Raw genomic sequence first — 24,966 nt, forward strand, 5'->3', positions numbered from 1 at the left:
AGCGAAGGAGGCGAAGATGGATCATTCCAGTCTCGCAGGTCGCATCTTCCGGGGCGTGGCGCTGGCGCTGGTGCTCGTCTTCTTCATGTTCCCGATCGTCTGGATCCTCATGATGTCGTTCCAGACGAATGAACAGATCCTGCGGATCCCGCCGCACATCCTGTTCGAGCCGACGCTTTCCAACTATCAGGCCTTGATCTCGGGCCAGCTCCGCACCACGGCCGGCAATCTCGAGATCCCCTTCATGCGCAACCTCATGAACAGCTTCGTGCTGTCGAGCGCGGCGGTGCTCCTGGCTCTGCTGCTCGGCGTGCCAGCGGCTTACGCGTTCGCGCGGTTCAAGTTCCGGCTCGGCGAAAGCATCGCGTTCACGCTGCTGTCGTTCCGCTTTGCGCCGCCTCTGCTCGTGCTGCTGCCGCTGTCGCTCTACTATCAGCAGCTCGGGCTCAGCGACACGTATTTCGGCATCGTCTGGGTCTATCAGCTCATCGCGCTTCCCCTGATCCTGTGGATCGTGCGCGGCTATTTCGAGGATATCAGCCCGGACATCGAGCACGCCTATCGGCTCGCCGGCCATTCCTGGCGCGAGGCCTTTACCCGCATTGCGGTTCCGCTCGCCGGTCCCGGCATCGCGGCGGCCGGACTGCTGTCCTTCATCTTCTGCTGGAACAATTTCGTCTTCGCGCTGATCCTGGCCTCCGCCGACAAGCAGCCAGTGACCGTGGGTGCGCTCGCTTTCGTCACGGCCTCCGGTATCCAGTACGGCCAGATCGCAGCCGCCATCGTCCTCTCGGTGACGCCGACGCTGCTGCTCGCGCTCTATGCGCAGCGCTACCTGGTCGAGGGTCTCTCGCTCGGCGCGGTGAAAGGCTGACACATGGCGCGTCTCGAACTCAATTCCGTCGGCAAGGCTTTCGGCGCGGTGCGTTGCGCCGACGACCTGTCGCTGGTGGTCGAGCCCGGCGAGATCGTTGCAGTGTTCGGGCCTTCGGGCAGCGGCAAGACCGTGCTGCTCCGCATGATCGCGGGCATGTTCGAGCCCGACGATGGGGACATCCTGGTCGGCGGCCGCTCCATCGTCGGCGCGCCGCCGGAGCGGCGCGGCATCGGCATGGCCTTCCAGAATTTTGCGCTGTTCCCGCATATGAGCGCGCAGGACAATATTGCGAGCGGGCTACGGGCGAAAGCCAAGGGCGGAGAGTTGACCTCGCGGGTCACCTCGATCAGCCGGTTGCTGAAGATCGAGCATGTGCTCGGCCACATGCCGCGCGAATTGTCCAACGGGCAGAAGCAGCGCACGTCGCTCGCGCGTGCGCTGATCGGCAATCCGGAGGTGCTGCTGCTCGACGATCCCTTGCGCAACGTCGATGCGAAACTTCGCTATGAAATGCGGCTCGAGCTGCCGAGCCTGCTGCGCCGCAGCTCCGCTGCGGTGCTCTACGTCACCCAGGACTATCGCGAAGCGATGGCGATCGCCGACCGTATCGCGGTGCTGATCGAGGGCCGTCTCGTCCAGGTCGCAAGGCCCGAGGAGATCTATGCCCGGCCAGCATCCGTTGCCGTTGCGCGCCTGTTCGGCGACCCCAGCATCAATCTTGCCGAGGTCACGCCCCACACCGAACAGGCGGACCTGACGGCCGAAATTGCCGGGACGAAGGTCCGGCTCGATCCAGTGGACCAGCAAGCTGCGGATCATGGTCCATGCTGGCTCGGCGTTCGCCCTGACGATCTCGTCGTCACCCGGACAGCGAGCGAAGACGCGATTCCAGCGCGCATCGTCGCGATCACGCCGATGCATGAGCGGGCCGTGCTGCTGCTGCGTTTTGCCGACGGCTCCGAATGGCTCGCGGCGCTGCCGCCGGATTCACCGATGGCGAGTGCCGACGACGGCGTCTTCGTCCGCTTTGCGCCGGAGGCAGCGCTGTTGTTCGATCGTGCGACGGGGCTCCGGGTTGGTCTGCCGCACCGGCGTCAGGCGGCGTGAGGAGAGCGGACCCATGGCCATGCTCGAAATCAAGAATGTCGACAAGGTCTATAGCAGCCGCGGCAAACCGCCGGTGCATGCCGTGCGCGCGCTCGACATGGCGGTGACGAAAGGCGAGATCGTTGCTCTCCTGGGCTCCTCGGGCTGCGGCAAGACCTCGACGTTGCGGATGATCGCGGGCTTCGAGAGCGTGACCTCGGGCGCGATCGCGCTGTCGCAGCGGCGGATCGACGAGCTGCCGCCGGCGAAGCGCAAAGTGGCGATGGCCTTCGAAGGCTATTCGCTCTACCCACCGCTGACGGTGCGCGAGAACATTGCCTTCGCGCTCAAGGCACAGCAGCTCTCGCGCGGCGAAATATCGCGCCGGGTCGAAGCGATCGCGCGCCTGGTCGAGATCGAGGACATCCTGGACAGCTTTCCGCGCGCCATCTCGGGCGGGCAGCAGCAGCGTGTGTCGCTGGCGCGTGCCTTGGTGCGGGACGCCGACCTCTATCTGCTCGATGAGCCCATGGGCCAGCTCGAGCCGCAACTGCGCGCAGTGCTGCGCGGGCGGATCAAGGGCTTGCTGGCCGAGCGCGGCATGACGGCGATCTTCGTTACCCATGACCAGACCGAGGCGAGCGCGCTCGCCGATCGCATCGCCGTGATGGAGGATGGCGTCCTTCAGCAATTCGCCAGCGAAAGGGAATTGAAGAACCGTCCGGCCAATCTCTTCGTCGCAAGCTTCATCGGCGAACCGCCGATGAATCTGCTGGAGACGGGGGTTGCACCCGCCGACGGCGGCTTCCGCCTGTCGGTCGGTTCTGATATCGCGTTCCAGATTCCGGGCGATACGCTCGATCAGGCCGCGCGTCGGTCCCTTGAACAGGGCAACCGCGTCCGGGTCGGCATCCGCCCGCAGAAGGTCGCGGTCGGGACGGGCGATGTCCGCGTGCGCGTCGTGTCCAATCAGTGGCTCGGCGACCAGTCGCATGTCGCAGGGGAATGCGCTGGCCATCTTCTCATCGCGGTGACGCCGAACCGGATCGCGGCGCGGGCGGGCGACGTCATTCCATTCGCGCTGGAGCCGCGCCACCTCCACATCTTTGGCGCCGACGGCACCTGCATTCGTCATGCGGAGGGGGGCTGACCATGCTGACCTCGCCGCAGCGCGACGTGATCATCGGCATCGATGCCGGCACGTCTCTGATCAAGACCGTGGCGTTCACGCGCGACGGGCGGCAGCTCGGCGATTTCTCTCTGCCCAATACATACACGACCACGCCTGGCGGCCACGTCGAGCAGGACATGTCCCGAACCTGGACCGATACGGTTGCCGCATTGCGCGGACTGGTGGCGGCCGTGCCGGATATCTCCCGGCGCCTCGCGGCCGTCGCGGTCACAGGGCAGGGCGACGGCACCTGGCTCATCGACGATGACGGCCGCCCGGTCGCGCCGGCGCTGCTATGGCTGGATTCCCGTGCCGCCAGTCTCGTCGAAGGAATCCGCGCCAGCGAGCGCAATGCCGCGCTCTATCGGCGCACCGGCTCGGGGCTCAACGCCTGCCAGCAGGGGCCGCAACTCGCCTGGCTGCAAGCGCATGCGCCCGTGACACTGTCCCGGGCCAGCACGGCCTTTCACTGCAAGGATTGGCTCTACTTTCTGCTCACCGGCCAGCGTGCGACCGATCCGTCGGAGTCGACCTTCACCTGTGGTGATTTCCGCAAGCGCCGCTTTGATGCGGAGACAGCGCGGCTGATCGGCATCGCCGATTGCGCGGCCCTGTTTCCCGAGGTGGTCGACGGAGTCACGACGACGCATCCGCTGAGTGCGGCCGCCGCCATCGAGACCGGACTGCCTGAGGGCGTGCCGGTCTCGCTCGGCTATGTCGACGTGGTCTGCAATGCGCTCGGCGCGGGCCTCTACGATCCATCACCCGATGTCGGCTGCACCATCATCGGGTCGACCGGCATGCATATGCGGCTCGCCACCAGTGCCGACGCGGTCACGTTGAACGCGGAGGCGACTGGCTACACCATGCCGTTCCCGGTCGCCGGCCATTACACCCAGATGCAGTCCAACATGGCGGCGACGCTCAACATCGACTGGCTGCTCGATCTCGCGCGGGATCTGCTCGCCGCCGAGGGCGTGGTGCGTTCGCGTGCCGACCTGATCCGCCGCCTGGACGAGAAGGTGCTGGCGGCGAAGGCCGGCGACCTGTTGTTTCATCCCTTCATCTCCGACGCTGGCGAGCGCGGGCCCTTCGTTGCCCATGAGGCTTGCGCCCAACTCATCGGCCTGCGGTCGCGCCACGGCTATTGGGACCTGATGCGTGCCGTGATGGAGGGGCTCGCCTTCGCCGCGCGCGATTGCTATGCCGCGATGGGGGCGTTGCCGGGCGAGGTGCGGATCACGGGCGGCGCAGCGCGCAGCCGCGCTCTCGGGACTATCCTTGGGGCTGTGCTCGAATGCAATGTGCGCGTCTGTAGTCGCGGCGAAGCCGGGGCAGGAGGTGCTGCGATGATCGCAGCCGTCGCAACCGGACTTTATCCGGATATGACGGCCTGCGCGGAGGATTGGGTGAGACCGTATCTGAACGAACCACAGACGCCGGATCCGGCCTTGGCCGTGCGTTACGCGAAGATGTTTCCGGCCTATCTGGAGGCGAGACTCGCGTCGCGGCCGGTCTGGAAGCAGCTTGCGGCGCTGCGTGCAGGAGCCGGTCATGTCTAGCTCCATCGCCATCGTCGGTGACCGCTTCATGCTGCCGTCGGTGTTCGCCGAGAAGATCACGGCTGCCTGCGGCGACGGCGTCGACATCCGCCTTCTGGAGCAGCCCTGGCCGGACGAGCCGATGGAGCACGGCTATGCCGGCTCGAAGCTCGATGGCCTGAAGGAGTTCATGGGCGATCCGGACGAGGTCGCAGAGTTCATCGGCGACGCAGCGCTGCTGGTGACGCATCTCGCACCGATCTCGCGGTCGATGCTGGAGCGCTTGCCGAACCTGAAGTTCATTGCGGTCTCGCGCGGCGGCCCCGTCAATATCGACATGCAGGCCACGCGCGATCACGGCGTGATCGTCGTCAACACCCCCGGGCGCAATGCAAGCGCGGTGGCCGAGTTCACCATCGGCGCCATTCTTGCGGAGACGCGCCTGATCCGCAGCGGGCACGAGTCGTTGCGCGGTGGCGAATGGCGCGGCGATCTCTATCGCGCCGATCGCACCGGTCGCGAGCTCGGCGAGATGACGGTGGGCGTCGTTGGTTATGGCGCGATCGGCACCCGCGTGGTGAAGCTGCTCAAGGCCTTCGGCTGCAAGATCCTGGTCGCCGACCCCTACGTCCAGCTCAGCGCGCAGGACCGCAAGGACGACGTCGAGCACGTCGGCCTCGCGGATCTGCTGGCGCGCGCTGACGTCATCAGCCTGCATGCGCGGGTCACCAGCGAGACGACGGGCTTCATCGATCGCGCGGCGCTCGCGCGGGTCAAACCGGGCGCATTGCTGATCAACACGGCGCGCGGCCCGCTGGTCGACTATCAGGCGCTGTTCGAGGTGTTGTCCTCGGGACGCCTTGGCGGCGCCATGCTCGATACGTTTGCCGTCGAGCCGGTGCCGCCCGACTGGCCGCTGCTGCAATTGCCGAACGTGACGCTGACGCCGCACATCGCCGGCGCTTCCTTGCGCACCGTCACCATTGCTGCCGATCAGGCCGCGGAAGAGGTTCGCCGCTATCTAGCCGGTGAGCCGCCGCTCAACCCGTGCTGAAGACGAAAGGTGTTTCGACATGACCCGCGAGGAGCGACAGTTACGCGAAGCGATCATCGCCAAATGCCGGTGGATGAACGCCTCGGGTCTGAACCAGGGGACGTCAGGCAATATCTCCGCCCGCTGCAAGGACCGGATGCTGATCACGCCGTCGGCGACGCCCTATGACGCGATGAAGCCGGAGATGATTGCTTCGATGCCGCTCGAGGGTGAACACGGCTCCTGGGAAGGACCGCTGCAGCCGTCCACCGAATGGCGCTTTCATCTCGACATCATGCGCGGGCGGCCGGATGTCGGCGGCGTCGTCCACACGCACTCGACTTACGCGACCGTGCTCGCCATCGCCCGCAAGCCGATTCCCGCCTGCCACTACATGATGGCGGCGTTCGGCGGCAACGACATCCGCTGCGCCGGTTATGCGCGCTATGGCACGGCGGAGCTGTCCGAACTCGCCCTACAAGCGCTCGAGGGCCGCAATGGCTGCCTGCTCGCCAATCACGGCATGATCGCCGTCGGCGCCAATCTCGACAAGGCGATGTGGCTTGCCGTCGAGCTCGAGACCATCGCGCGCCAATATTATCTCTCGCTCGCACTCGGCGCGCCGCACATTCTCAGCGAGGCGGAGATCGCCGAAACGGCGAAAGGATTCTCGACTTACGGATTGCAGACGCCCAAGCCCAAGCCCGAATCCAAGGCCAAGTCGGGTCCAAAGCCGGCCAAGGCGCGCGCTGCGAAGGCGGCGGCACGGCAACGGGTTGAGAAAAAGCACAGCGGAAAGCGATGACGGGCGCTGCGCCTGACGCGGGCAGGGATCACGGGCTTGTCGACATCGCCATCATCGGCGGTGGCATCAATGGCGCCGGTATCGCCCGCGATGCGGCGGGGCGCGGGCTGAAAGTCCTGCTGTGCGAGAAGGACGATTTCGCCGAAGGCACCTCGTCGCGCTCCGGCAAGCTCGTCCACGGCGGGCTGCGCTATCTCGAATATTACGAGTTTCGCCTGGTCCGCGAGGCCCTGATCGAGCGCGAGGTGCTGCTCGCATCGGCGCCGCACATCATCTGGCCGATGCGTTTCGTGCTGCCGCACTCGCCGGAGCAGCGGCCGGCCTGGCTGGTCCGCACCGGGCTGTTCCTCTACGACCATCTCGGCGGCCGCAAGCGCTTACCCGCGAGCCGCGGGCTCGACCTCGCGCATGAACCGGAGGGCGCGCCGCTGCGTGCCGAATTCCGCCGTGGCTTTGAATATTCGGATTGCTGGGTCGACGATGCCAGGCTCGTCATCCTCAATTTGATCGATGCTGCGCGAAGCGGCGCAAAAATCCTGCCGCGCACGCGCGCGGTGAGCGCGCGCCGGGAAGGGGACGTCTGGCGTCTGGAGATGCAGAGCGAGGACGGCAGTACGCAGATCGTCCGCGCGCGCGCGCTCGTCAACGCTGCGGGGCCCTGGGTGCAAGATGTCGTGCAAGGCGTCGCGGGCCTCAACTCTTCGCACAATGTCCGGCTGGTCAAGGGAAGCCATGTGGTCGTGCCGAAGTTCTGGAGCGGGCCGCAGGCCTATCTCCTCCAGAATGAGGATCGCCGGGTCATCTTCGTCAACCCTTATGAGGACGATCTCGCGCTGATCGGCACCACGGACATTCCCTACGACGGCCGCGCCGAGGACGTCGCGATCGACCAGGGCGAGATCGACTATCTGCTCAAGGTCCTGAGCCGCTACTTCCGCGCGCCGCCGCGCGCAAGCGAAGTGGTCCATGCCTTCTCCGGCGTACGGCCGCTCTATGACGATAACGCAGACAATCCGTCCGCCGTGACACGGGACTATGTCTTCGAGGTTCACGGCACGCCCGACACGCCGCCGCTGCTGTCGATCTTCGGCGGCAAGATCACGACCTATCGCCGGCTCGCCGAGCATGCACTCGGGCGTCTGGAGAGCTGGTTTCCAAAAATGCAGCCGGCATGGACGGCGGGCGCGCCGCTGCCCGGCGGCGACATCGGCGGCTCCTTCGATAGTTTCGTCGTCAATCTTGCGCGCGACTATCCCGATCTTCCGCGCAAGCTGATCCATCACTATGCGCGCCTTTATGGCACACGTGCCCGTGAGCTTCTGGGCTCGGCCCGCATCTCCGCCGATCTCGGACGTCATTTCGGCGGCGACTTCTATGAACGCGAAGCAGCATATTTGCGCGAGAAAGAATGGGCCAAAACCCCGGCCGACTTCCTGGATCGCCGCACCAAGCACGGCCTGCATCTGACGCCGGCCCAGCGGGTCGGGTTTGAGGGCTACATCTAGGCTTGCTCCCTGGTATGATAGTTCGATAGAAAGATCATACTAGGAAGTGCGGTTGGATGGAGCGGGTCGCGTGACGAAGGGGTCTTGGCAGGGGGGCAAATCCGGTACCCTGTTGCTGTTCGCAGGACTTATCCTCGCCAACGTCGCCGCATGGATCTGGGCTTTCGCGCTGTTTGCCGACCGGCCCGCGGTGATGGCGACCGCGCTGCTCGCCTGGGTGTTCGGCTTGCGCCACGCTGTGGATGCTGATCACATCGCTGCCATCGACAATGTCGTGCGCAAGCTGATGCATGCGGGCGAGGCGCCGAAAAGCGCCGGGCTCTATTTCGCGCTCGGCCATTCCACGGTCGTGGTCGTCGCCACGCTGCTGCTCTGCCTTGGCGTCGTGAGCCTTGGCGGCGACAGCCTGCTCAAGACCGTCGGCGGCGTGATCGGCACATCGGTGTCTGCGCTCTTCTTGCTGCTGATCGCCGTGCTTAATCTTGCGATCTTCGTCGACCTGTGGCGGACACTGCGCGCGGTGCGCGTCCATGGCACCCATGATGCAGAAGGCATCGAGGCGCTGCTGGCCGGCCGCGGCCTCTTGGCGCGGCTGCTCTCGCCGATGTTCCGCATGGTCTCGAAATCCCACCACATGTATCCGCTCGGCTTCCTGTTCGGCCTCGGATTCGATACTGCGACCGAGATCGGGCTCTTGAGCATTTCGGCGACGGAAGCCGCACGCGGCGCGTCGCTGTCGGATGTGCTGGTGTTTCCCGCGCTGTTCGCCGCCGGCATGGCGCTGGTCGACACCGCCGATTCGACGCTGATGGTGAGCGCCTATCGCTGGGCCTTCGTCGATCCCATCCGCAAGCTCTGGTACAACCTCACCATCACCGGCGCCTCCGTGGTGGTCGCACTGTTCATCGGCGGCGTCGAGGCGCTCGGCCTGATCGGCCAGCGCTTTGGCCTCGACGGCGCGTTGTGGACGCTGATTGAAAGCCTCAACGGCTCGCTCGCCAATTTCGGCTTCGCGGTGATCGCCCTGTTCGTGCTCGCCTGGATCGTCTCCATCGTTACCTATCGCGTCGCGTTCGCCCGCGTCGGGCCCGTCGATGCCGTCGAGGTGGCCTGAGAGTCTTGCGCAAGGGCCGGGAACCGCGGAGGCGGCGATCATTGATCTGGGTCAACAGGACTGCGCAAGGCCGATCGATATTTTTGCGAAGGCTGCCTTGAGATGAGAGTCCGCCGTGAAGACGCTCCGTCAGCTCTTGTCCGCAGAAGATATCATCCAGCTCTTGATCCGGCTTGGCCTGCTGGCTTTGCTGATCATGTGGACGTTCGTCATCATCCGTCCCTTCGTGTCGATTTTAACATGGAGCGCGGTGCTTGCAGTCGCGTTCTATCCCGCCTTCAGCTGGCTTGCGAAACTGCTCGGTGGACGTCCCCGGACTGCGGCAGCGATTCTGACGCTCATCGCGCTCGGCATCGTTGTCGGCCCGGCGGCCTGGCTGGGCGTGAGCGCGGTGGAGGGCGTGAAGGATCTGGCAAGCCAGCTCGGCAGCGGTGAACTCGCGCTTCAGCCGGCGCCGGAGCGGGTCAAGACGTGGCCATTGATCGGCCCGCAGCTCTATCAATTCTGGGATCTGGCCTACACCAACGTGCGGGCGGTGTTGCGCGAGGTCGCGCCCTATCTGAAGTCGCTCGCGGGACCGCTGCTGTCCTTTGCAGGCGACGCCGGTCTCGGCACGCTCCAGTTCCTGGTCTCCGTCCTCGTCTCCGGCATTCTCCTTCCTTTCGGGCCGCAACTCGTGGCGGTGACGCGAGGTTTCCTGTTCCGGATCGTGCCGGAGCAGAGCGAGCATTTTCTGGAGCTCGCGGGTGCGACCATCCGTGCGGTGGCGCAGGGCGTGATCGGCGTCGCGATCATTCAGGCCTTGCTGGCCGGTATCGGTTTCAAGCTGGCCGATATTCCAAGCGCAGGCCTGCTGGCTTTCGTCGTCCTGCTGCTGTCGATCGTGCAGATCGGCCCCCTCATCGTCCTGCTGCCCGTGGTCATCTGGATCTGGATGGACAAGGACGTGACGACGGCGTTGCTTTTGACGGTGTTCCTCGTCCTTGTCGGCTTCCTCGACAACATCCTGAAGCCGCTCGTGATGGGGCGGGGCCTGACCACGCCGACGCTCGTCATCCTCATCGGCGTGATCGGAGGAACGCTCGCGCACGGGATCATCGGCCTTTTCATCGGGCCGATCATCCTGTCGGTGGCCTGGGAACTCGCCGCGGCGTGGATACGCATCGACAGCGGCACGCCAGTGGAAAAAGCGACGAGCGGCTGAGGTTTAGCCGAACTCGAGGACCAGATGGACCGTCTGCGGGTCACGGCGCGCGGTGGGCTTGAAGCCGGACCTTTCGAACACTTTCAGCATGCCCGTGTTCTCGGGAAGGACTTCCGCCGTCAACTGCTGCAATCCGCTGTCGCGCGCAATCTGGATCAGGTGCCGCATCAGGAGCGAGCCGAGTCCGCGTCCCTGGAAAGCATCGATCACGACGAAGGCCATTTCTGCGACCCCTGGCTCGAACACGATGAATCGGCCGCCTCCGACAATCATCTGTTCGTCGCCCTCTCGGACGAGTGCTGCAAGCGCGACGTGATTCTTGAAATCGACCTGCATGAAGAAGACCCGTTCCTTGTCCGAGAAGTGGCGCTTCATGGCAAAGAAGCGACGTTGCAGAGATTGCGGGCTCGTCCGCTCGATCGCGGCCAGCATCTCCGCCTCGTCCGCGGGCCGCAGCGCCCTGATCTCGACTGGGCTCCCGTCCTTCAGAAACTCCTCGGCTGAATAGTTCGCTGCCTCTGCCATTTTGGGGTCCCAATACCGCCGCGGCCGTGATCGCTGCCGAGCGCCATATTTCGACATCGCTTTAAGGCCTTCCGACGTTGACCTAGATCAACGCTCGTCAGGAGCACGCAACTTGAATGACGCAGCGCGACAGCGAGGTCGGAACATGTCCATGGACAAAGCACAGCAGCTGGACACACCACAACTGGACAAACCACAACTCCCCGGCGGCCCCATGTCTGGGCTGGTTGCGTCGGCGGTCGAATATCTAGTGGATGCGGGCCAGCGCAGCGTCCTGTTCCTGGACATCATGCGACAGCGCGGTGACCAGTACCGGGAACATGTCGCGCAGACCGCGCCGCATGTCCTGCAATATGCCGCCGAATTGATCATGGACGGGCGCAAGCTGGACGAGCCGGTCAACTATGCGCTCGTTCGCATCATTCCGCCCAAGGGCGTCGACATCGATATGAAGCGGCGGCCATTCATCGTGGTCGATCCCCGCGCGGGCCATGGGCCGGGCATTGGCGGTTTCAAGGCCGACAGCGAGATCGGCGTTGCCATGAAGGCGGGACATCCCTGCTATTTCATCGGCTTCCTTCCGGAACCGATGCCGGGACAGACGATCGAACGCATCGCGCGCGCCGAAGCGCTGTTCATCGAGAAGGTGATCAGTCGCCATCCTGAGGCGGACGGCAAGCCGTGCGTGATCGGCAATTGCCAGGCCGGATGGGCGGTCATGATCCTGGCCTCGCTGCGGCCGGAACTTTTCGGGCCGCTCGTCATCGCCGGTGCGCCGCTCGCCTATTGGGCAGGCGTGCACGGCAAGTACCCGATGCGCTATTCCGGCGGTCTGCTCGGCGGAAGCTGGCTCACGGCGCTTGCGAGTGATCTCGGCGGTGGCAAGTTCGATGGCGCCTGGCTGGTTCAAAACTTCGAGAACCAGAATCCTTCGAACACGCTCTGGACCAAGCAATATAACGTCTATTCCAAGGTCGACACCGAGGCCGATCGCTACCTCGAATTCGAGCGCTGGTGGGGCGGGCACGTCAACCTCAATGCCGAGGAGATCCAGTTCATCGTCGACGAGTTGTTCGTCGGCAACAATCTCGCGGCCGGCAAGATCGAGATGTCCGACGGCAAGAAGGTGGATCTGCGCAATATCCGCTCGCCGATCGTGGTGTTCTGCTCCAAGGGCGACAACATCACGCCGCCACAGCAGGCATTGCACTGGATCCTCGAATGCTATGCCGACGTCGATGAGATCAGGGCCTATGGGCAGACGATCGTCTATACCGTGCATGAAAGTGTCGGCCATCTCGGCATCTTCGTGTCCGGCGGTGTCGCCAAGAAGGAGCACGCGGAATTCTCGAGCAATATCGATCTGATCGACGTACTGCCGCCGGGGCTCTACGAGGCGACGTTCGAGGCGAGGGGCTCCGATACCGTCAATGCCGATCTCGCGACCGGCCAGTGGATCATGCGCTGTGAGGCGCGGACGCTCGACGATATCCGCGCCATGGGCGGCAATTCGCCCGAGGACGAGCGGCGGTTTGCCGCCGCCAAGCGCGTCTCGGAGCTCAACCTCGCGGCCTATCAGAAATACGTACAGCCCTGGATCAAGGGCATGGTGACCCCGCAGATGGCGGAGTTGGCGCGCAACATGCATCCGCTGCGGCTGCAATATGAGGCCTTCAGCAGCCAGAATCCCTGGATGTCGGTAGTGAAATCGGCGGCCGACGCGGTCGAGGACAAGCGTAAGCCGGCCTCGAAGGACAATCCGTTCCTGGCGTTCCAGGAACAGATGTCCAAGCAGATCGTTCACGCGCTGGATAGCTGGCGGGATTCGCAGGAGGCGCTGAGCGAAGCCATCTTCCTCAATGTCTATGGTTCGCCGGCCTTGCAGACGGCGGTCGGAGTCGACCCGAACGCCGCGCCATCCGGCCGGCGGGAGATGACGGTCGAACACCGCGCGATGCTTCAGAAGCGGATCGCCGAGCTGAAGTCGAAGATCGGCGAAGGCGGTCTTCGCGAGGCGGCCATTCGTGCGCTGCTCTACGTCGGATCGGCGCGAGGCATGGTTGACGAGCGAAGCATCGAGGCGTTGCGCCAGGTGCGGCGCGAACATACCGGAACCCGGTTGACGCTGGCTGAGTTCAAGATGCTGGTTCGCGAGCAATTCTTCATGTTGCTGCTCGATCGGGACGGAGCCCTGGCTGCGATCCCGAAGATGTTGCCCGACGACGTCAATCAGCGGCGCGGAGCCTTCGCGGCCATGCGCGAAGTGCTGTCCGCGAGCGAGGACATCACCGGCGAGCGGGCAAGGCGCTTGAAGCAGGTTGCCGGGCTCTTCGGTGTCGGTGAGGAAGGCGACTCGAACGTCGCCCCTTTCGATCCCAGAGCAAAAGCGTCGTAGCGCAGATTGGCAGAATTGGGAGCAGCACCATGTCGGCCGACACGACGCAAACGCGAGCGGGCAACAAATACGACCGTCTGATCGCGGCCGCCAAGGCCGTGCCATCCACGCCAACCATCGTGGTCCACCCCTGCGACGAGACATCGCTGCGTGGCGCCGTCGACAGCGCGAGCGCCGGGATCATCCGGCCCGTGCTCGTCGGTCCGGAGCGGAAGATCAGGGAGACAGCGAGCAGGTTTGGTCTCGACATCGCCGGGTATGAGATCGTGGACGCGCCGCACAGCGACGCGGCAGCAGCCAAGGGCGTCGAGTTGATTCACGAGGCCCGCGGCGAGTTGCTGATGAAGGGCAGCCTGCACACCGACGAACTGATGCGCGCGGTGACCGCGAAGGTCGGCGGCCTGCGCACCGACCGGCGCATCAGCCACGTCTTCGTCATGGACGTGCCGGCCTATGCCGAGACCATTTTCGTCACCGACGCGGCCATCAACATCTTTCCCGATCTCGATGCCAAGCGCGACATCATCCAGAACGCGATTGACCTCTACAACCTTGCCGGCTTCGGCAAGACGCCGCGGGTGGCGATCCTGTCGGCAGTCGAGACTGTCACGTCGAAGATTCCGTCCACGATCGAGGCTGCCGCGCTCTGCAAGATGGCCGATCGCGGCCAGATTACCGGCGGCCTGCTCGACGGTCCGCTGGCCTTCGACAACGCCATCGATGTCGACGCCGCGAGGATCAAGGGCATCAAGTCAGAGGTGGCGGGCCGGGCACAGATTCTGGTCGTGCCTGATCTCGAGGCCGGCAACATGCTGGCGAAGAATCTCGCCTACTTCGCCAAGGCGGATAGCGCCGGCATCGTGCTCGGCGCCCGGGTGCCTGTTGTCCTGACGTCGCGGGCGGACAGCCCGCGGGCGCGGATGGCGTCGTGCGCCGTGGCCGCGCTGTACGCCCATGCACGGCGCCAGAAGGCGCCGACAGTTGCCGCGTGACTGCCATGGATACGATCCTCGTCATCAATGCGGGCTCCTCGAGCGTCAAGTTCCAGGTCTTCTCGGTCGAGGGCGAGGGCACGCTTCGCCGGCAGATCAAGGGGCAGATGGACGGTATCGGGAGCCGGCCGCGCCTGCGGGCGAGCGGAGCGGGTGGCGATCCCCTGGCCGATCGCGCCTATCCGATCGAGGCGATCCCGGACGTTCCGGCCGCGATGGAGGTCGCGGGCGAGTGGCTAAGAAACGAGGCTCGCATTCAACCGTTGGCTGTTGGACATCGCGTCGTCCATGGCGGGCCGGAATACGAGCGACCCGTCCTCATCGACCACGGAGTGGTGGCGCATCTGGAACGCTTTATCCCGCTGGCGCCGCTGCATCAGCCGCATAATCTCGCGCCAATCCGCTCGATCCTTGCCAACGTTCCTTCGCTTCCGCAGGTCGCCTGCTTCGACACCGCGTTTCACCGCAGCCATGGGCCGCTTGCCGATCATTACGCGATCCCGCATCAACTGCATGCCGAAGGCGTGCGGCGCTATGGCTTTCATGGCCTGTCCTACGAATACATCTCGAAGACCTTGCCGCAGATCGCGCCCGACATCGCCAGGCGGCGGGTGATCGTTGCGCATCTCGGCAGCGGCGCTTCGATGTGCGCGATGAAGGGCGGGCAGAGCGTCGAGAGCACCATGGGTTTTACGGCGCTGGACGGTCTGCCGATGGGCACGCGTCCCGGTCAGCTCGATCCCGGCGTGGTGCTCTATCTGATCTCCGAGAAGGGCATGTCACCCGCGAAAGTGCAGGACTTCCTCTACCGCGATTGCGGATTGAAGGGCCTGTCCGGCGTCAGCAACGATATGCGCGAGCTGGAAGCGAGCGCGGACCCGCGCGCAAAGCTCGCGATCGACTACTTCGTCTATCGGATCGGCCTCGCCACCGGGATGCTCGCGGCGGCCTTGCAGGGCCTCGACGCCTTCGTCTTCACCGCCGGCATCGGTGAGAACTCCGCCAGCATTCGAGCTCGCGTTGCGGAGCAACTCGGCTGGCTGGGCGTCGCGCTCGATGCTGCCGAGAACGCGCGTCACTCGCGGCTGGTTTCGCGACCGAACAGCCTCATTCCCGTCTACGTCGTGCCGACGGACGAGGAGTTGATGATCGCGCAGCACACGTTGGCGCTGTTGATGAACGGAAAATCGCAAAACGCCAGATCTATGAGGGTGTCATGATTCCCGTGTATCCGGAGACGAAGGTTGCGCTGAAGGGGAAGAAGGGTCTCGTCGTCGGCATCGCCAACGATCAGTCGATCGCCTGGGGCTGCGCACGGGCGTTTCGCGCGCTCGGCGCCGAGCTCGCCGTGACCTATCTGAACGATCGCGCCAAGAAGCATGTCGAGCCGTTGGCGCAGGCGCTCGAGGCGCCGATCTTCATGCCGATGGACGTGATGGTCGAAGGCCAGATCGAGCAGGTGTTCGAGCGCATTCAGAAGGAATGGGGCCAGCTCGATTTCCTGCTGCATTCCATCGCCTTCTCGCCGAAGGAAGCGCTGCACGGACGCGTCGTCGACGTCGGCCGCGAGGGCTTTCTCAAGACCATGGAGGTTTCCTGCTGGTCCTTCCTGCGCATGGCTCATCTGGCGGAGCCGCTGATGAAGAATGGCGGTACCATGTTCACCATGACGTATTACGGCAGTCAGATGGTCGTGGAGAACTACAACATCATGGGCGTAGCGAAAGCGGCGCTGGAATCGGCCGTTCGCTATGCCGCAGCGGAGCTCGGGCCGAAGGGCATCCGCGTCCACGCGATCTCGCCGGGACCGCTGGCGACGCGCGCGGCATCAGGCATTCCGGAGTTTGACGAGCTCATGGACAAGGCGCAGTCGAAAGCGCCGGCACGGAGCCTCGTCAGCATCGACGACGTCGGCCATGCCACGGCGTTCCTGGCGCTCGACGGCGCCAAGCTGATGACCGGCAGTGTTCTCTACATCGACGGTGGCTATCACATCATCGATTGAGGAGAGGCGGCGGTACCAGGCCGCGGGAGGCAACCGCCCCGCATCGGCTCTCTCATGCCGCCAGCATTGGCCGCCGCATTCAGCGGAAACGGTCTCGTCTAGCTAGAGAAGGGTGAATTGAAAGACTGCGCCACAAGGCTCATTCGCGGCCACCCATATCCGTCCCCCATGCGCTTCGACGATTGAACGGCAAATTGATAATCCCATGCCCATGCCACCGGACTTGGTCGTGTAGAATGCGTTGAAGATGTGCTCAATATTCGCCGGATCCAGTCCCGGACCCGAATCCCGCAGGCTGACGAGCACGCCATTCAACCCATCTCTGCCGGTGCTGATCAGCAACTCCCGCGCCCCTTCGCCGACGCCGCTCATTGCTTCGACGGCGTTGACGATCAAGTTGATGACCACTTGTTGCAATTGGACCCGATCTGCTTGAATGAGCGGCAATCCCTTCGCGAGTTCCGTCCGCACCGAGACACCGTTCTTCACGACTTCGGCACGAGTCAGGGCTATGACCTCAAGCACCGCCTCGTTGATGTCCAGGACCTCCTTTCGCGGCGGCGTCTTCTTCATAAGGGCCCGGATCCGGCTGATGACGTCGTCGGCTCGCATGCCGTCGCTGACGATCCAACCAAGCGTCTTTCGGACCTCCTCCAGATTCGGCGGTTGAGCAGCGAGCCAGTTCATCCCGGCCTGTGCGTTGGTGACAGTCGCAGCAATCGGTTGTCTGATTTCATGGGCAATCGAGGCCATAAGCTGCCCCATCGTCGCGACGCGGCTAGCGTGGGCCAGCTCCGCCTGCACCTCGCGATAGCGGCGCTCGCTGTCTCGTGCTTCGGCTTCCGCCTGCTTGCGTTCGGTAATATCCTTGAAAAGGATTCCAACGCGTCTGCGCCTGGGGTCTTCGACCCGGAAGGCGTAAACGTCATACCAGCGTCCGAGTTGTTTGGCTTCATTTTCAAAGCGCACCGGCTCGCCCGTCAGGGCGATCCTGCCGTAAATCTCGAACCAATGTTCTTCGTGCTGTGGCGCGATTTCGCGCATCCGTCTGCCGGCTGCATTCTTGATTCCCGTGTGCCGTTCAAACGACGGGCTGGTTTGCAAAAACCGATAATCGACCGGCTTTTCGTTCTGGTCGAACAAGACCTCAATCGTGCAAAAACCCTCGTCGATCGAGTCGAACAACGTGCGGTAATTCTGCTCCGAATCGCGCAATTCCGTCTCGGCGCGCTTGCGCTCGATGAACTGACCGATCTGGCTGCCGACGGTCGCCAGCATATTGAGCAGCTCCTGATCGGGCTGCCTGATCTCGCGGCTGAAGAACTCGATCACGCCAAAGAGTTCCCCCCCGAGCAGGACAGGAAAGCCAACGGCCGCGTGCAGTCCTTCGCGTTGGGCGATCAGTCCGCGCGGAAAGTTTTGATCAGGAACGACATCGGGAACGTATTCGGGCTTGAGGCTGGACCATATCCGGCCCGGTAGTCCCAACCCTGGAACGAAGGTGAACTCCCAAGCGACTCTTTCAAATTCCGAGACTTCTATCGACGCTTGATGCCAAAGCTCGACACAGCGCAGCACCCCGGCCTCTCGGTCCACGCACCAGAGCGCGCCCACGTCCCATCCCAGACAGTCGCCCATGGCCCGCAATATTCTCGGAGTGGCCTCTTCGATCGTGACCGCTTCCGCCAAGATCTGCGCGACCATGTGCTGCACGCGAAGGCGTTCCTCTGCGCGCTTGCGCTCGGTCAAATTGAGCACGAAAGCGACGCCTTGGTTCCCGCTTTCTAAGGTCGCCACGCCGATCAGTACAGGAACGCGGCCGCGGTCTTTCCGAAAATACTCCTTCTCGAACGGCTGCAAGCTTCCGGTCCTCTTCAACTCGGGTACCCAGCGTTGTTCGTCGCGGTCGAGCCATTCCGGCGGCGTCAGCTCCGTCCAGCGTACGCGGCCCGAGAGGAGATCCTCTCGGTCGTAGTCTACCATGCGGAGAAATGCGTCATTGGCTTCGATGATCCGACCGTCGAAATCCCAGATGAAGATCCCGATGATATTGGCATCGACCAGGCGCCGGATCTTCGCTTCGCGCTCAGCGAGATCACGGTACAAACGGTTATTCTCCAGCGCGATCGCCGCCTGCGAGGCCAGCAACTTCAGCACCGAGATGCGGGCCGGCGCGAAGGCGCGAGGAGTCAGGTTGTTCTCCAGATAGAGCACCCCGATGAGCTTGGCCCGGTTGAGTAAAGGTAGGCAGAGGATCGAACGAGCACGGTGCTGATGGATGTACGGATCCGCGGAGAATGGATTCTGGGTCGCGGCATCATCGAGGATCACACTCTCTTGCGTGCGCAAGGCGCAATGCAGAACCGACTCCGGCAACATGGCTGCAGTTACGGTCTCCTCGCGCAGTTGCACGATGACCGCGTCGCCGCTGGTCGTGGCTTCTGCCGCGGTCCGTTGCTCAAGCCCTTGCGAAAGAATCAACAGGCCGCGCTCGGCGCCCGCCTGAGTGATCGCGGTGCGTATGAGTGTGTCGATCAGCTTATCCAGTACGATCTCGCCCGAGACGGACTGAGACACCTTGATCACGGTCGCGAGGTCGAGATGTTCGACTGGGGTGCCGATCGTACCCGTCGCAGCGGGCGCCGTTACTTCCTTACGAAGGTGCGGATACATCTCATCGAGCTGTTGCACCTTGCCAAGGGCACCCCAACGGAGATAGCCATCGCGCGCGCTTGTTAGATACACGCGCGCGAACTCTTCGAACCCGCGCGCCGCGTAGAAGCGCGCGGCAAGCTCGTATGCAAGCGCCTCGTTGTGAACAAAGCCGTTTGCGCGCGCCGAGTGGATCGCTTTCTCGTATAGACGCGTGGCCTCGAGCTCCAGGCCTTCGATCCGCGCGATCTCGGCCCCTACGAGCGCGGCGCGGTTCTCGAAGTTTTCCGGGCAATTCGCTGCCCAGATCTCGAGCTGTCGGTGGTGCGCGGCCAGGGGCTCCAAATGCTGCTGCCGCTCGCCGGCCGCTGCGATGTCCCACGATGAGGCGCGCGACAGTGCGCCATAGAAGTGATACTCCGCCGTTTCCGGGTGTGTCAGCGATGGCCAAGGCAGCGGTTGCGCCCTCGACGAAGCATCGACAGCAGCCGTATAGTCGCCGGAAAGAAAGCGTGCCTGCAGCTTTCGTATCCAGTACCCGCATTCGGGAAGCCTCAATGCCGGGTGGTTCGACAGATGGCGCTCGAACGCGCATTCATCGAACTGCCCATCGTCAAAGGCACCGAATTTCGCCGTCAGGCCACGCAACGTCCGGATCAGGGCGAGCTGCCCGGTAATCCAACCAACGACAAGACCAAACCCGAATTTCTGTGCAAATTCGAGCCCCCTTTCTGCTTCGCTTTGCGCTTCCACGAGCGGATCGCCTGCCATGAGAAGATTGGTGTTCAGCTGGGCACAGCTGTATCCCGCATATGTGAGATCGCCGACACGGTTTGCGATTTCAAACGCGCGACGGAGGAAATCACGGCCGGTCCGGACATGTCTCGTCCAGGGCACGACGAACCCGAAAATCTCGAGCGTCCTGCCCTGGAAGCGCTTCAGCTCCGGTTTTTCGACGAGCTCACAGCCGAGGCGGCCAAATCGAAATCCGGCATCGTAGTTGCCGAAATACGGCCCGGCCAACATGGCAAGCAGCTCATAGGCGGGACACGAGGCGTCGCTGTGGCCGTGCTCGAGACTGAGGTTGACGGCTCTACAGGTTGCCAGGGTTCCCAAATGGGATGACGCAAAGAAGGCGGGCAGTGCGATCCTTATCAGGACGTCGACGGTCGCGAGCGATTCCGGATCGCTCATCAAGGGCAACTCGACAAGGCCCTCGATCGTGCGGTTCCCGAGCTGCGACCAGATGCGCTCGTATTCGCGGTGTGCCTCCTCTTCTGTCGGATGCGAGGACCAGTCGATGCCCAGGTGCTGGAGGTAGTCCAGCCCGACTGCTATGGCGCGGTCGCTCTGATCGATGGTCATATACAGATCCACGCGCAAACACGCCACGGTTGCTCGCTGGACCGTCGTTGCGGTGCGCGGAGCAAGCGCAGCCAGGCGCTCGTCCGCTTCCGTCAGAGCACCCGTCACGAACTCGCATTCGGCCCGGTGCAGCTCCAGCTCGAAAGTCAGTTCATGCCGGCGCTCCCACCGGTCTTCCGGCAGCAGTGCCGCGCCGGCGGCGAGATAGGTGAGCGCCGAGGCATAGGCGGTAGAGGCCTTGGAGCGCTTGCCCGCGATCAGGTTGAGCTCGGCCAGCCGCTCGCGCTCCTCCGGTGCCGTGATCAGCGTGGCGCCGCGGTTGAGGTGATTGACAATGTCGAAGATCGCTTCCTCGCGTTTCTCGGGAGGGATGTGCGCCGCGAGCAGTCTCCCGATTCGAAGGTGCGCTTCGCCGCGCAGCGCCTCCGGGATCAGCGAATATGCGGCTTCCTGAACGCGATCGTGGACGAACAGGTAGCTGCCGGCCAGGCGCTCGACAAATTCCTGGCGGACGGCCGGCTGCAGGGCCGCGTGGATGTGCTCCTCCGACGTCCCGTGGACGAGGGAAAGGGTCTTGATCTCGGCGATGTTTCCGAGGCAGGCCAGGCGCCGCAATGCGTTCTGCGTTTCGATCGGCAGGCGGGCAAACTTGCCGACCACAAGGTCCACGACGTTGTCGGTATATCGTTTGGATTGAATGCGGTCGAGATCCCAGGACCAGCTCGCAGCATCATGATCGAAGGCGAGCATTCCCTCTTCGGCCAGCGAAGAAATGAACTGAACGGCAAAAAACGGATTACCACCGGTCTTCTCGTGCACCAGTTGCGCGAGCGGCGCGGCGCTCTCCGGCTCGCAGCGCAGAGCGTCCGCCAAGAGCTGCCCAAGGTGCTCACGAGCGAGCGGTGCAAGCGTGATCTCCGCCACCTTTCCGCCAGTCGTCTTGATGGCGTCGAGCTTCCGCATCAATGGATGGGCGGCAGTGACTTCGTTGTTGCGATAGGCACCGATCAGCATGAGGTGCTGCAGATCCGACCGGGTCAACAGATCCTCGAGCAGATCGAGCGTCGCCGCGTCGAGCCATTGCAAGTCGTCGAGAAAGAGTGCCAGGGGATGTTCCGGCCGTGCGAAGACACCGATAAGTCGCCGAAACACCAGCTGGAAGCGCCGTTGCGCGTCCTGTGCCGCAAGCTCAGGGACGGGTGGCTGTTCTCCGATGATGAGCTTCAACTCGGGGACGACGTCGATCATGAGCCGTCCGTTCGGGCCCAGCGCCTCCTGCAGGGCGTCGCGCCAACCGTTTAGCTCGGCGTCGCTTTTGCCGAGAAGAGGCCGGACGAGGCTCTGAAAAGCCTGAGCGAGCGTCATATATGGGATGTCACGCCTGTACTGGTCGAATTTGCCGGACGCAAACAGGCCGTGTCGCGGCACGAGCACCTTGTGCAGCTCATGGACGACCGAGGACTTGCCGATGCCGGAATATCCCGAGACCAGGACCAGCTCCGGCGAGCCGCTCTTGACGATGCGATCGAAGGCGGCGAGCAACGTCTCGACCTCGCGTCCTCTCCCGTACAGCTTCTCGGGGATCAACAGCCGGTCCGGCGCGTCGTGGTCGCCGAGCGCAAACGGGTCGATGCGCCCCTGACGCTTCCATTCGGCCAGACAGTGCCGAAGATCACTCTCGACGCCGGCGGCGGTCTGGTAACGCTCCTCAGCGGCCTTGGCGAGCAGCTTCATAATGATCTGGGAGAGCGTGGCCGGGACATTCTCCAACCGCTCGCTCGGTGCAACCGGCCTTCTGGCGACATGGCAGTGCACCCATTCCATGGGATCGGACGCGGTGAACGGCAGTGAGCCCGTGAGCATCTGGTACAACGTGACACCGAGCGCGTAGAGGTCGCTGCGGGAATCGATCGAGCGGTTCATGCGTCCGGTCTGCTCGGGCGCCATGTAGGCGAGCGTCCCCGCAATCGACTCGGGCGGATCGGGCGCCTGTCGCTCGCGCGGCAGGCGCGAGGCGAGGCCGAAGCCGGTGAGCCGCACCTCGCCGTCCGCGCCGTTCACCATGATGTGGGCCGGCTTGAGGTCCTTGTGGGCAAGACCACGCTGGTGGAGCTGACCCAGGGCCGAAGAGATGCCGATGGCGAGGCGCAGGAACCGTCCCACCTCCATGGGGGCGCCGAGCAGCGCGGCGAGCGGCTCGCCGCCGGGGTCCTCGAGCACCAGCATGGTCCGCCGGCCATCGCGCCTGAGGTCCAGCGGCCGCACCGCCCAGGCACCGTCCAGCTCGTCCTTCAATCCGAATTCGTGGCCAAGGCGATCGAGGCTGGCGGGCGTTGGGTGCTCGGCGGCGGGCCGCACGGCCAGCACGGCCTTGCGCTGGCCATCGGCGCCCAGCGTCCATTCCCGGCAGACGACGCGTTCGCTGTCCTGCCACAACACCCGGAGGCCGCCGTCCCCACCAGCGCCGAACTTGGATGATGGGTTCATATGCCGGAGTTTATCACTCACGAGCCGGCGTGACGATGTCCTTTCTCGCCCACGAAGTCGGTCAGCTCCCTGCAGGTTGTGTCGCGCGCAAAGTAGAACGGCGGCGCCAGCAGGAAGAACGAGAATGCCAGGAGCCGACAAGCGGACGTCAGACGTGCCGCTGGACCAACCCATTTATGGGGCACACGGCCTAGCTAGGACACCCGGTCAGGACAGTTGCGGCTGATCATGGCATCGTGCCGGTGATTTGCCCGACGTGTCAAGTCGTTTCGGATATTCCGCATGATGTCGTGCCGACCCCGGGCTACTTTGCATGGGGTTGTTTTTCAGTTTTTGTTTTCAGCGGTAGTGCAGCGCGATCAGCTCGGCGACGCAGGCCGGCTTCTTGCCGCCTTCGATCTCGATCACGAGATGATAGTTCACGCGCAGGCCATCCGGCGGCACGTCCTCGGCTTCGGCGACCGTGACGCGGCCGCGCAGCTTTGAGCCGGCAGGGACTGGAGCCAGGTAGCGTATCCGGTCTGCGCCATAGTTGAGGGTGTTGCGCAGGCCCTTCAGGCCAATCACGGAGCGGATGAAGAGCGGGGCGAGCGCCAGCGACAACAGCCCGTGCGCGATGGTCTTGCCGCCTGGCATTTCCTTGCTCGCGCGCTCCTGGTCGACATGGATCCACTGTTCGTCGCAGGTCGCCTCGGCGAACTGGTTGATGCGCTGCTGGGTGATCTCGATCCAGTCGCTGGCGCCGATCTCGGTGCCGACAGCGGATTTGATCTCCTTGAAGTCGCTGAATATCCGCATGGCCTGGCCCCGTCAGATCTTCATTTCCGGCACGCTGTCGGGAACGGCGAGTTCGGCATCCGTTACGGCCATCACTTCGCCGACACTGACACCCGGCGCGGTTTCCAGGAGCGTCGCTTTGCCGTCGGGAAAGCCGATGACGGCCATGTCGGTGACCACCAGGCTCACCGGCCGCGCCGACGTCAGCGGCAGTGTGCACTTTGCGACGATCTTCGACTTGCCCTTGGCCGCGTGCTGCATGGCGACGATGACGCGCTTGGCGCCGCTGACGAGATCCATCGCCCCGCCCATGCCCGGCACCATCTTGCCGGGGATCATCCAGTTGGCGAGGTGGCCGTGTGCGTCGACCTGGAGGCCGCCGAGCACGGTGACGTCGACATGGCCGCCGCGGATCAGCCCGAACGACATCGCGCTGTCGAAGGTGCTGGCGCCGGGCAGGGCGCTGATCGGGCGCCCGCCGGCATCCGTCAGTGTCGGATGGGCCATGCCTTGTTCCGGGATCGGGCCGGTGCCGATGAGGCCGTTCTCCGATTGAAAGAACACCTTCAGATCGGACGGAACGTAGTTCGCGACCAGCGTCGGAATGCCGATGCCGAGATTGACGAGGTTGCCGCTCTTCAGTTCCTTGGCGACGCGTCGGGCGATGATGGTCTGTGCATCCATGATCTCACCCGTTGGTAATGAGGAAATCGACGAGCGGCGCCGGCGTCACGACGTGATCCGGCGCGATGACGCCGACCGGCACGATGTTATCGGCCGTGACGATGACGGTGTCGGCGGCCATCGCCATCACGGGATTGAAGTTGCGGGACGTCAGGGCGTAGGCGAGGTTGCCGAGATAGTCGGCGAGAAAGGCATGCACCAGCGCGAACTGCGCCCGCAGCGCAGTCTCGAGCAGGAAGGGCTTGCCGTCGACTTCGATCTGTCGCTTGCCTTCGGCGACCAGTGTGCCGACGCCGGTCGGGGTCAGAACGCCGCCGAGGCCACATCCGCCCGCTCGAATGCGTTCGACGAAGGTGCCTTGCGGAATGAGATCGACGGCGATCTGATTCGCCAGCATCTGCTGCTGCGCCTTTGGATTGAGGCCGATATGGGTCGCGATCAGCCGCGAGACCAGCGCCGCATCGAACAGCTTGCCGACGCCCTTGCCGGGCGTGGCTGCGTCATTTGAGATCAGCGTCAGGCCGTTTTTCTGCTGCCGGACGATTTCATCGAGCAGGCGCTCCGGTGTCCCGACAGCCATGAACCCGCCAACCATGACGCTCGCGCCTGCCGGGATCATCGCAACAGCTTCTTCGACGGAAACGGCCTTCATGGCGGTAACTCCGATGCGACGTGAGGGCAGCAGCAACCGGATGTTTGCCGGCTGTCACTGCGAGCCTTTGATTTGCATCAATGCTCCCCATCATTT

Annotated in this window: 18 protein-coding genes; 13 read left to right on the forward strand and 5 right to left on the reverse strand. The window is 64.0% G+C overall.

Going from position 1 to position 24,966, the window contains the following annotated elements; genetic code table 11:
* The first annotated feature begins 16 nt into the window (after positions 1–16).
* From Q2941_RS01215 to Q2941_RS01255, 9 genes are all read left to right on the forward strand, one after another.
* Positions 17–874 (forward strand): carbohydrate ABC transporter permease, encoded by an 858-nt coding sequence (locus Q2941_RS01215; RefSeq protein WP_027521040.1) that lies wholly within the window; start codon positions 17–19, stop codon positions 872–874.
* Positions 875–877: 3 nt separating this feature from the next.
* Complete coding sequence (locus tag Q2941_RS01220; RefSeq protein ID WP_458191316.1) at positions 878–1,984, forward strand: ABC transporter ATP-binding protein; 1,107 nt, start codon at positions 878–880, stop codon at positions 1,982–1,984.
* A 19-nt stretch (positions 1,985–2,003) separates the two neighbouring features.
* Positions 2,004–3,113, forward strand: coding sequence for an ABC transporter ATP-binding protein (locus Q2941_RS01225; RefSeq protein ID WP_027521038.1), 1,110 nt, complete (start codon positions 2,004–2,006; stop codon positions 3,111–3,113).
* A 2-nt stretch (positions 3,114–3,115) separates the two neighbouring features.
* Positions 3,116–4,696, forward strand: coding sequence for an FGGY-family carbohydrate kinase (locus Q2941_RS01230; RefSeq protein WP_027521037.1), 1,581 nt, complete (start codon positions 3,116–3,118; stop codon positions 4,694–4,696).
* The gene (locus Q2941_RS01235) at positions 4,689–5,729 is read left to right on the forward strand and encodes a 2-hydroxyacid dehydrogenase (protein WP_254113152.1); all 1,041 of its coding nucleotides are present in this window, start codon (positions 4,689–4,691) and stop codon (positions 5,727–5,729) included. Before Q2941_RS01230 ends, Q2941_RS01235 begins: the two co-directional genes overlap by 8 nt.
* Before the next feature lie 19 nt (positions 5,730–5,748).
* Positions 5,749–6,513 carry a class II aldolase/adducin family protein gene (locus Q2941_RS01240; RefSeq protein WP_027521035.1) on the forward strand — a complete coding sequence of 255 codons (765 nt, stop codon included), beginning with the start codon at positions 5,749–5,751 and terminating at the stop codon, positions 6,511–6,513.
* On the forward strand, positions 6,510–8,018 hold the full coding sequence (locus Q2941_RS01245) for a glycerol-3-phosphate dehydrogenase (protein WP_027521034.1): 1,509 nt from the start codon (positions 6,510–6,512) through the stop codon (positions 8,016–8,018). The genes Q2941_RS01240 and Q2941_RS01245 overlap by 4 nt, the downstream gene beginning before the upstream one ends.
* A gap of 70 nt (positions 8,019–8,088) precedes the next feature.
* Complete coding sequence (locus Q2941_RS01250) at positions 8,089–9,132, forward strand: HoxN/HupN/NixA family nickel/cobalt transporter (protein WP_084801318.1); 1,044 nt, start codon at positions 8,089–8,091, stop codon at positions 9,130–9,132.
* Between the two features lie 115 nt (positions 9,133–9,247).
* Positions 9,248–10,336: an AI-2E family transporter gene (locus Q2941_RS01255; protein ID WP_035661070.1), complete on the forward strand. Its 1,089-nt coding sequence runs from the start codon at positions 9,248–9,250 to the stop codon at positions 10,334–10,336.
* Positions 10,337–10,339: 3 nt separating this feature from the next.
* Here the strand turns inward: Q2941_RS01255 and Q2941_RS01260 are convergent, their stop codons facing one another.
* Positions 10,340–10,861, reverse strand: coding sequence for a GNAT family N-acetyltransferase (locus Q2941_RS01260; protein ID WP_458191317.1), 522 nt, complete (start codon positions 10,859–10,861; stop codon positions 10,340–10,342).
* 214 nt (positions 10,862–11,075) lie between these two features.
* Here Q2941_RS01260 and Q2941_RS01265 point away from each other — a divergent pair, with 214 nt between their 5' ends.
* Genes Q2941_RS01265 through fabI form a run of 4 tightly spaced genes read left to right on the forward strand, consistent with a single transcriptional unit; the run spans position 11,076 to position 16,253 of the window.
* The gene (locus tag Q2941_RS01265) at positions 11,076–13,256 is read left to right on the forward strand and encodes a DUF3141 domain-containing protein (RefSeq protein ID WP_458191318.1); all 2,181 of its coding nucleotides are present in this window, start codon (positions 11,076–11,078) and stop codon (positions 13,254–13,256) included.
* Positions 13,257–13,285: 29 nt separating this feature from the next.
* On the forward strand, positions 13,286–14,248 hold the full coding sequence (locus Q2941_RS01270; protein ID WP_027521030.1) for a phosphate acetyltransferase: 963 nt from the start codon (positions 13,286–13,288) through the stop codon (positions 14,246–14,248).
* 5 nt (positions 14,249–14,253) lie between these two features.
* A complete protein-coding gene (locus Q2941_RS01275; RefSeq protein ID WP_027521029.1) occupies positions 14,254–15,468 on the forward strand; it encodes an acetate/propionate family kinase in 1,215 nt (404 codons plus the stop codon).
* A complete protein-coding gene (gene fabI / locus Q2941_RS01280; protein ID WP_027521028.1) occupies positions 15,465–16,253 on the forward strand; it encodes an enoyl-ACP reductase FabI in 789 nt (262 codons plus the stop codon). Before Q2941_RS01275 ends, fabI begins: the two co-directional genes overlap by 4 nt.
* A gap of 102 nt (positions 16,254–16,355) precedes the next feature.
* Here the strand turns inward: fabI and Q2941_RS01285 are convergent, their stop codons facing one another.
* The 4 genes from Q2941_RS01285 to Q2941_RS01300 form a co-directional block, all read right to left on the reverse strand.
* Positions 16,356–22,757, reverse strand: coding sequence for an AAA family ATPase (locus Q2941_RS01285; protein WP_458191319.1), 6,402 nt, complete (start codon positions 22,755–22,757; stop codon positions 16,356–16,358).
* A gap of 339 nt (positions 22,758–23,096) precedes the next feature.
* On the reverse strand, positions 23,097–23,555 hold the full coding sequence (locus Q2941_RS01290; protein WP_027521027.1) for a MaoC family dehydratase: 459 nt from the start codon (positions 23,553–23,555) through the stop codon (positions 23,097–23,099).
* A gap of 12 nt (positions 23,556–23,567) precedes the next feature.
* The gene (locus tag Q2941_RS01295; RefSeq protein WP_027521026.1) at positions 23,568–24,218 is read right to left on the reverse strand and encodes a 3-oxoacid CoA-transferase subunit B; all 651 of its coding nucleotides are present in this window, start codon (positions 24,216–24,218) and stop codon (positions 23,568–23,570) included.
* 4 nt (positions 24,219–24,222) lie between these two features.
* A complete protein-coding gene (locus tag Q2941_RS01300) occupies positions 24,223–24,870 on the reverse strand; it encodes a CoA transferase subunit A (RefSeq protein ID WP_027521025.1) in 648 nt (215 codons plus the stop codon).
* Positions 24,871–24,966 lie beyond the last annotated feature (96 nt).

This window comes from Bradyrhizobium sp. UFLA05-153, from assembly GCF_054185185.1.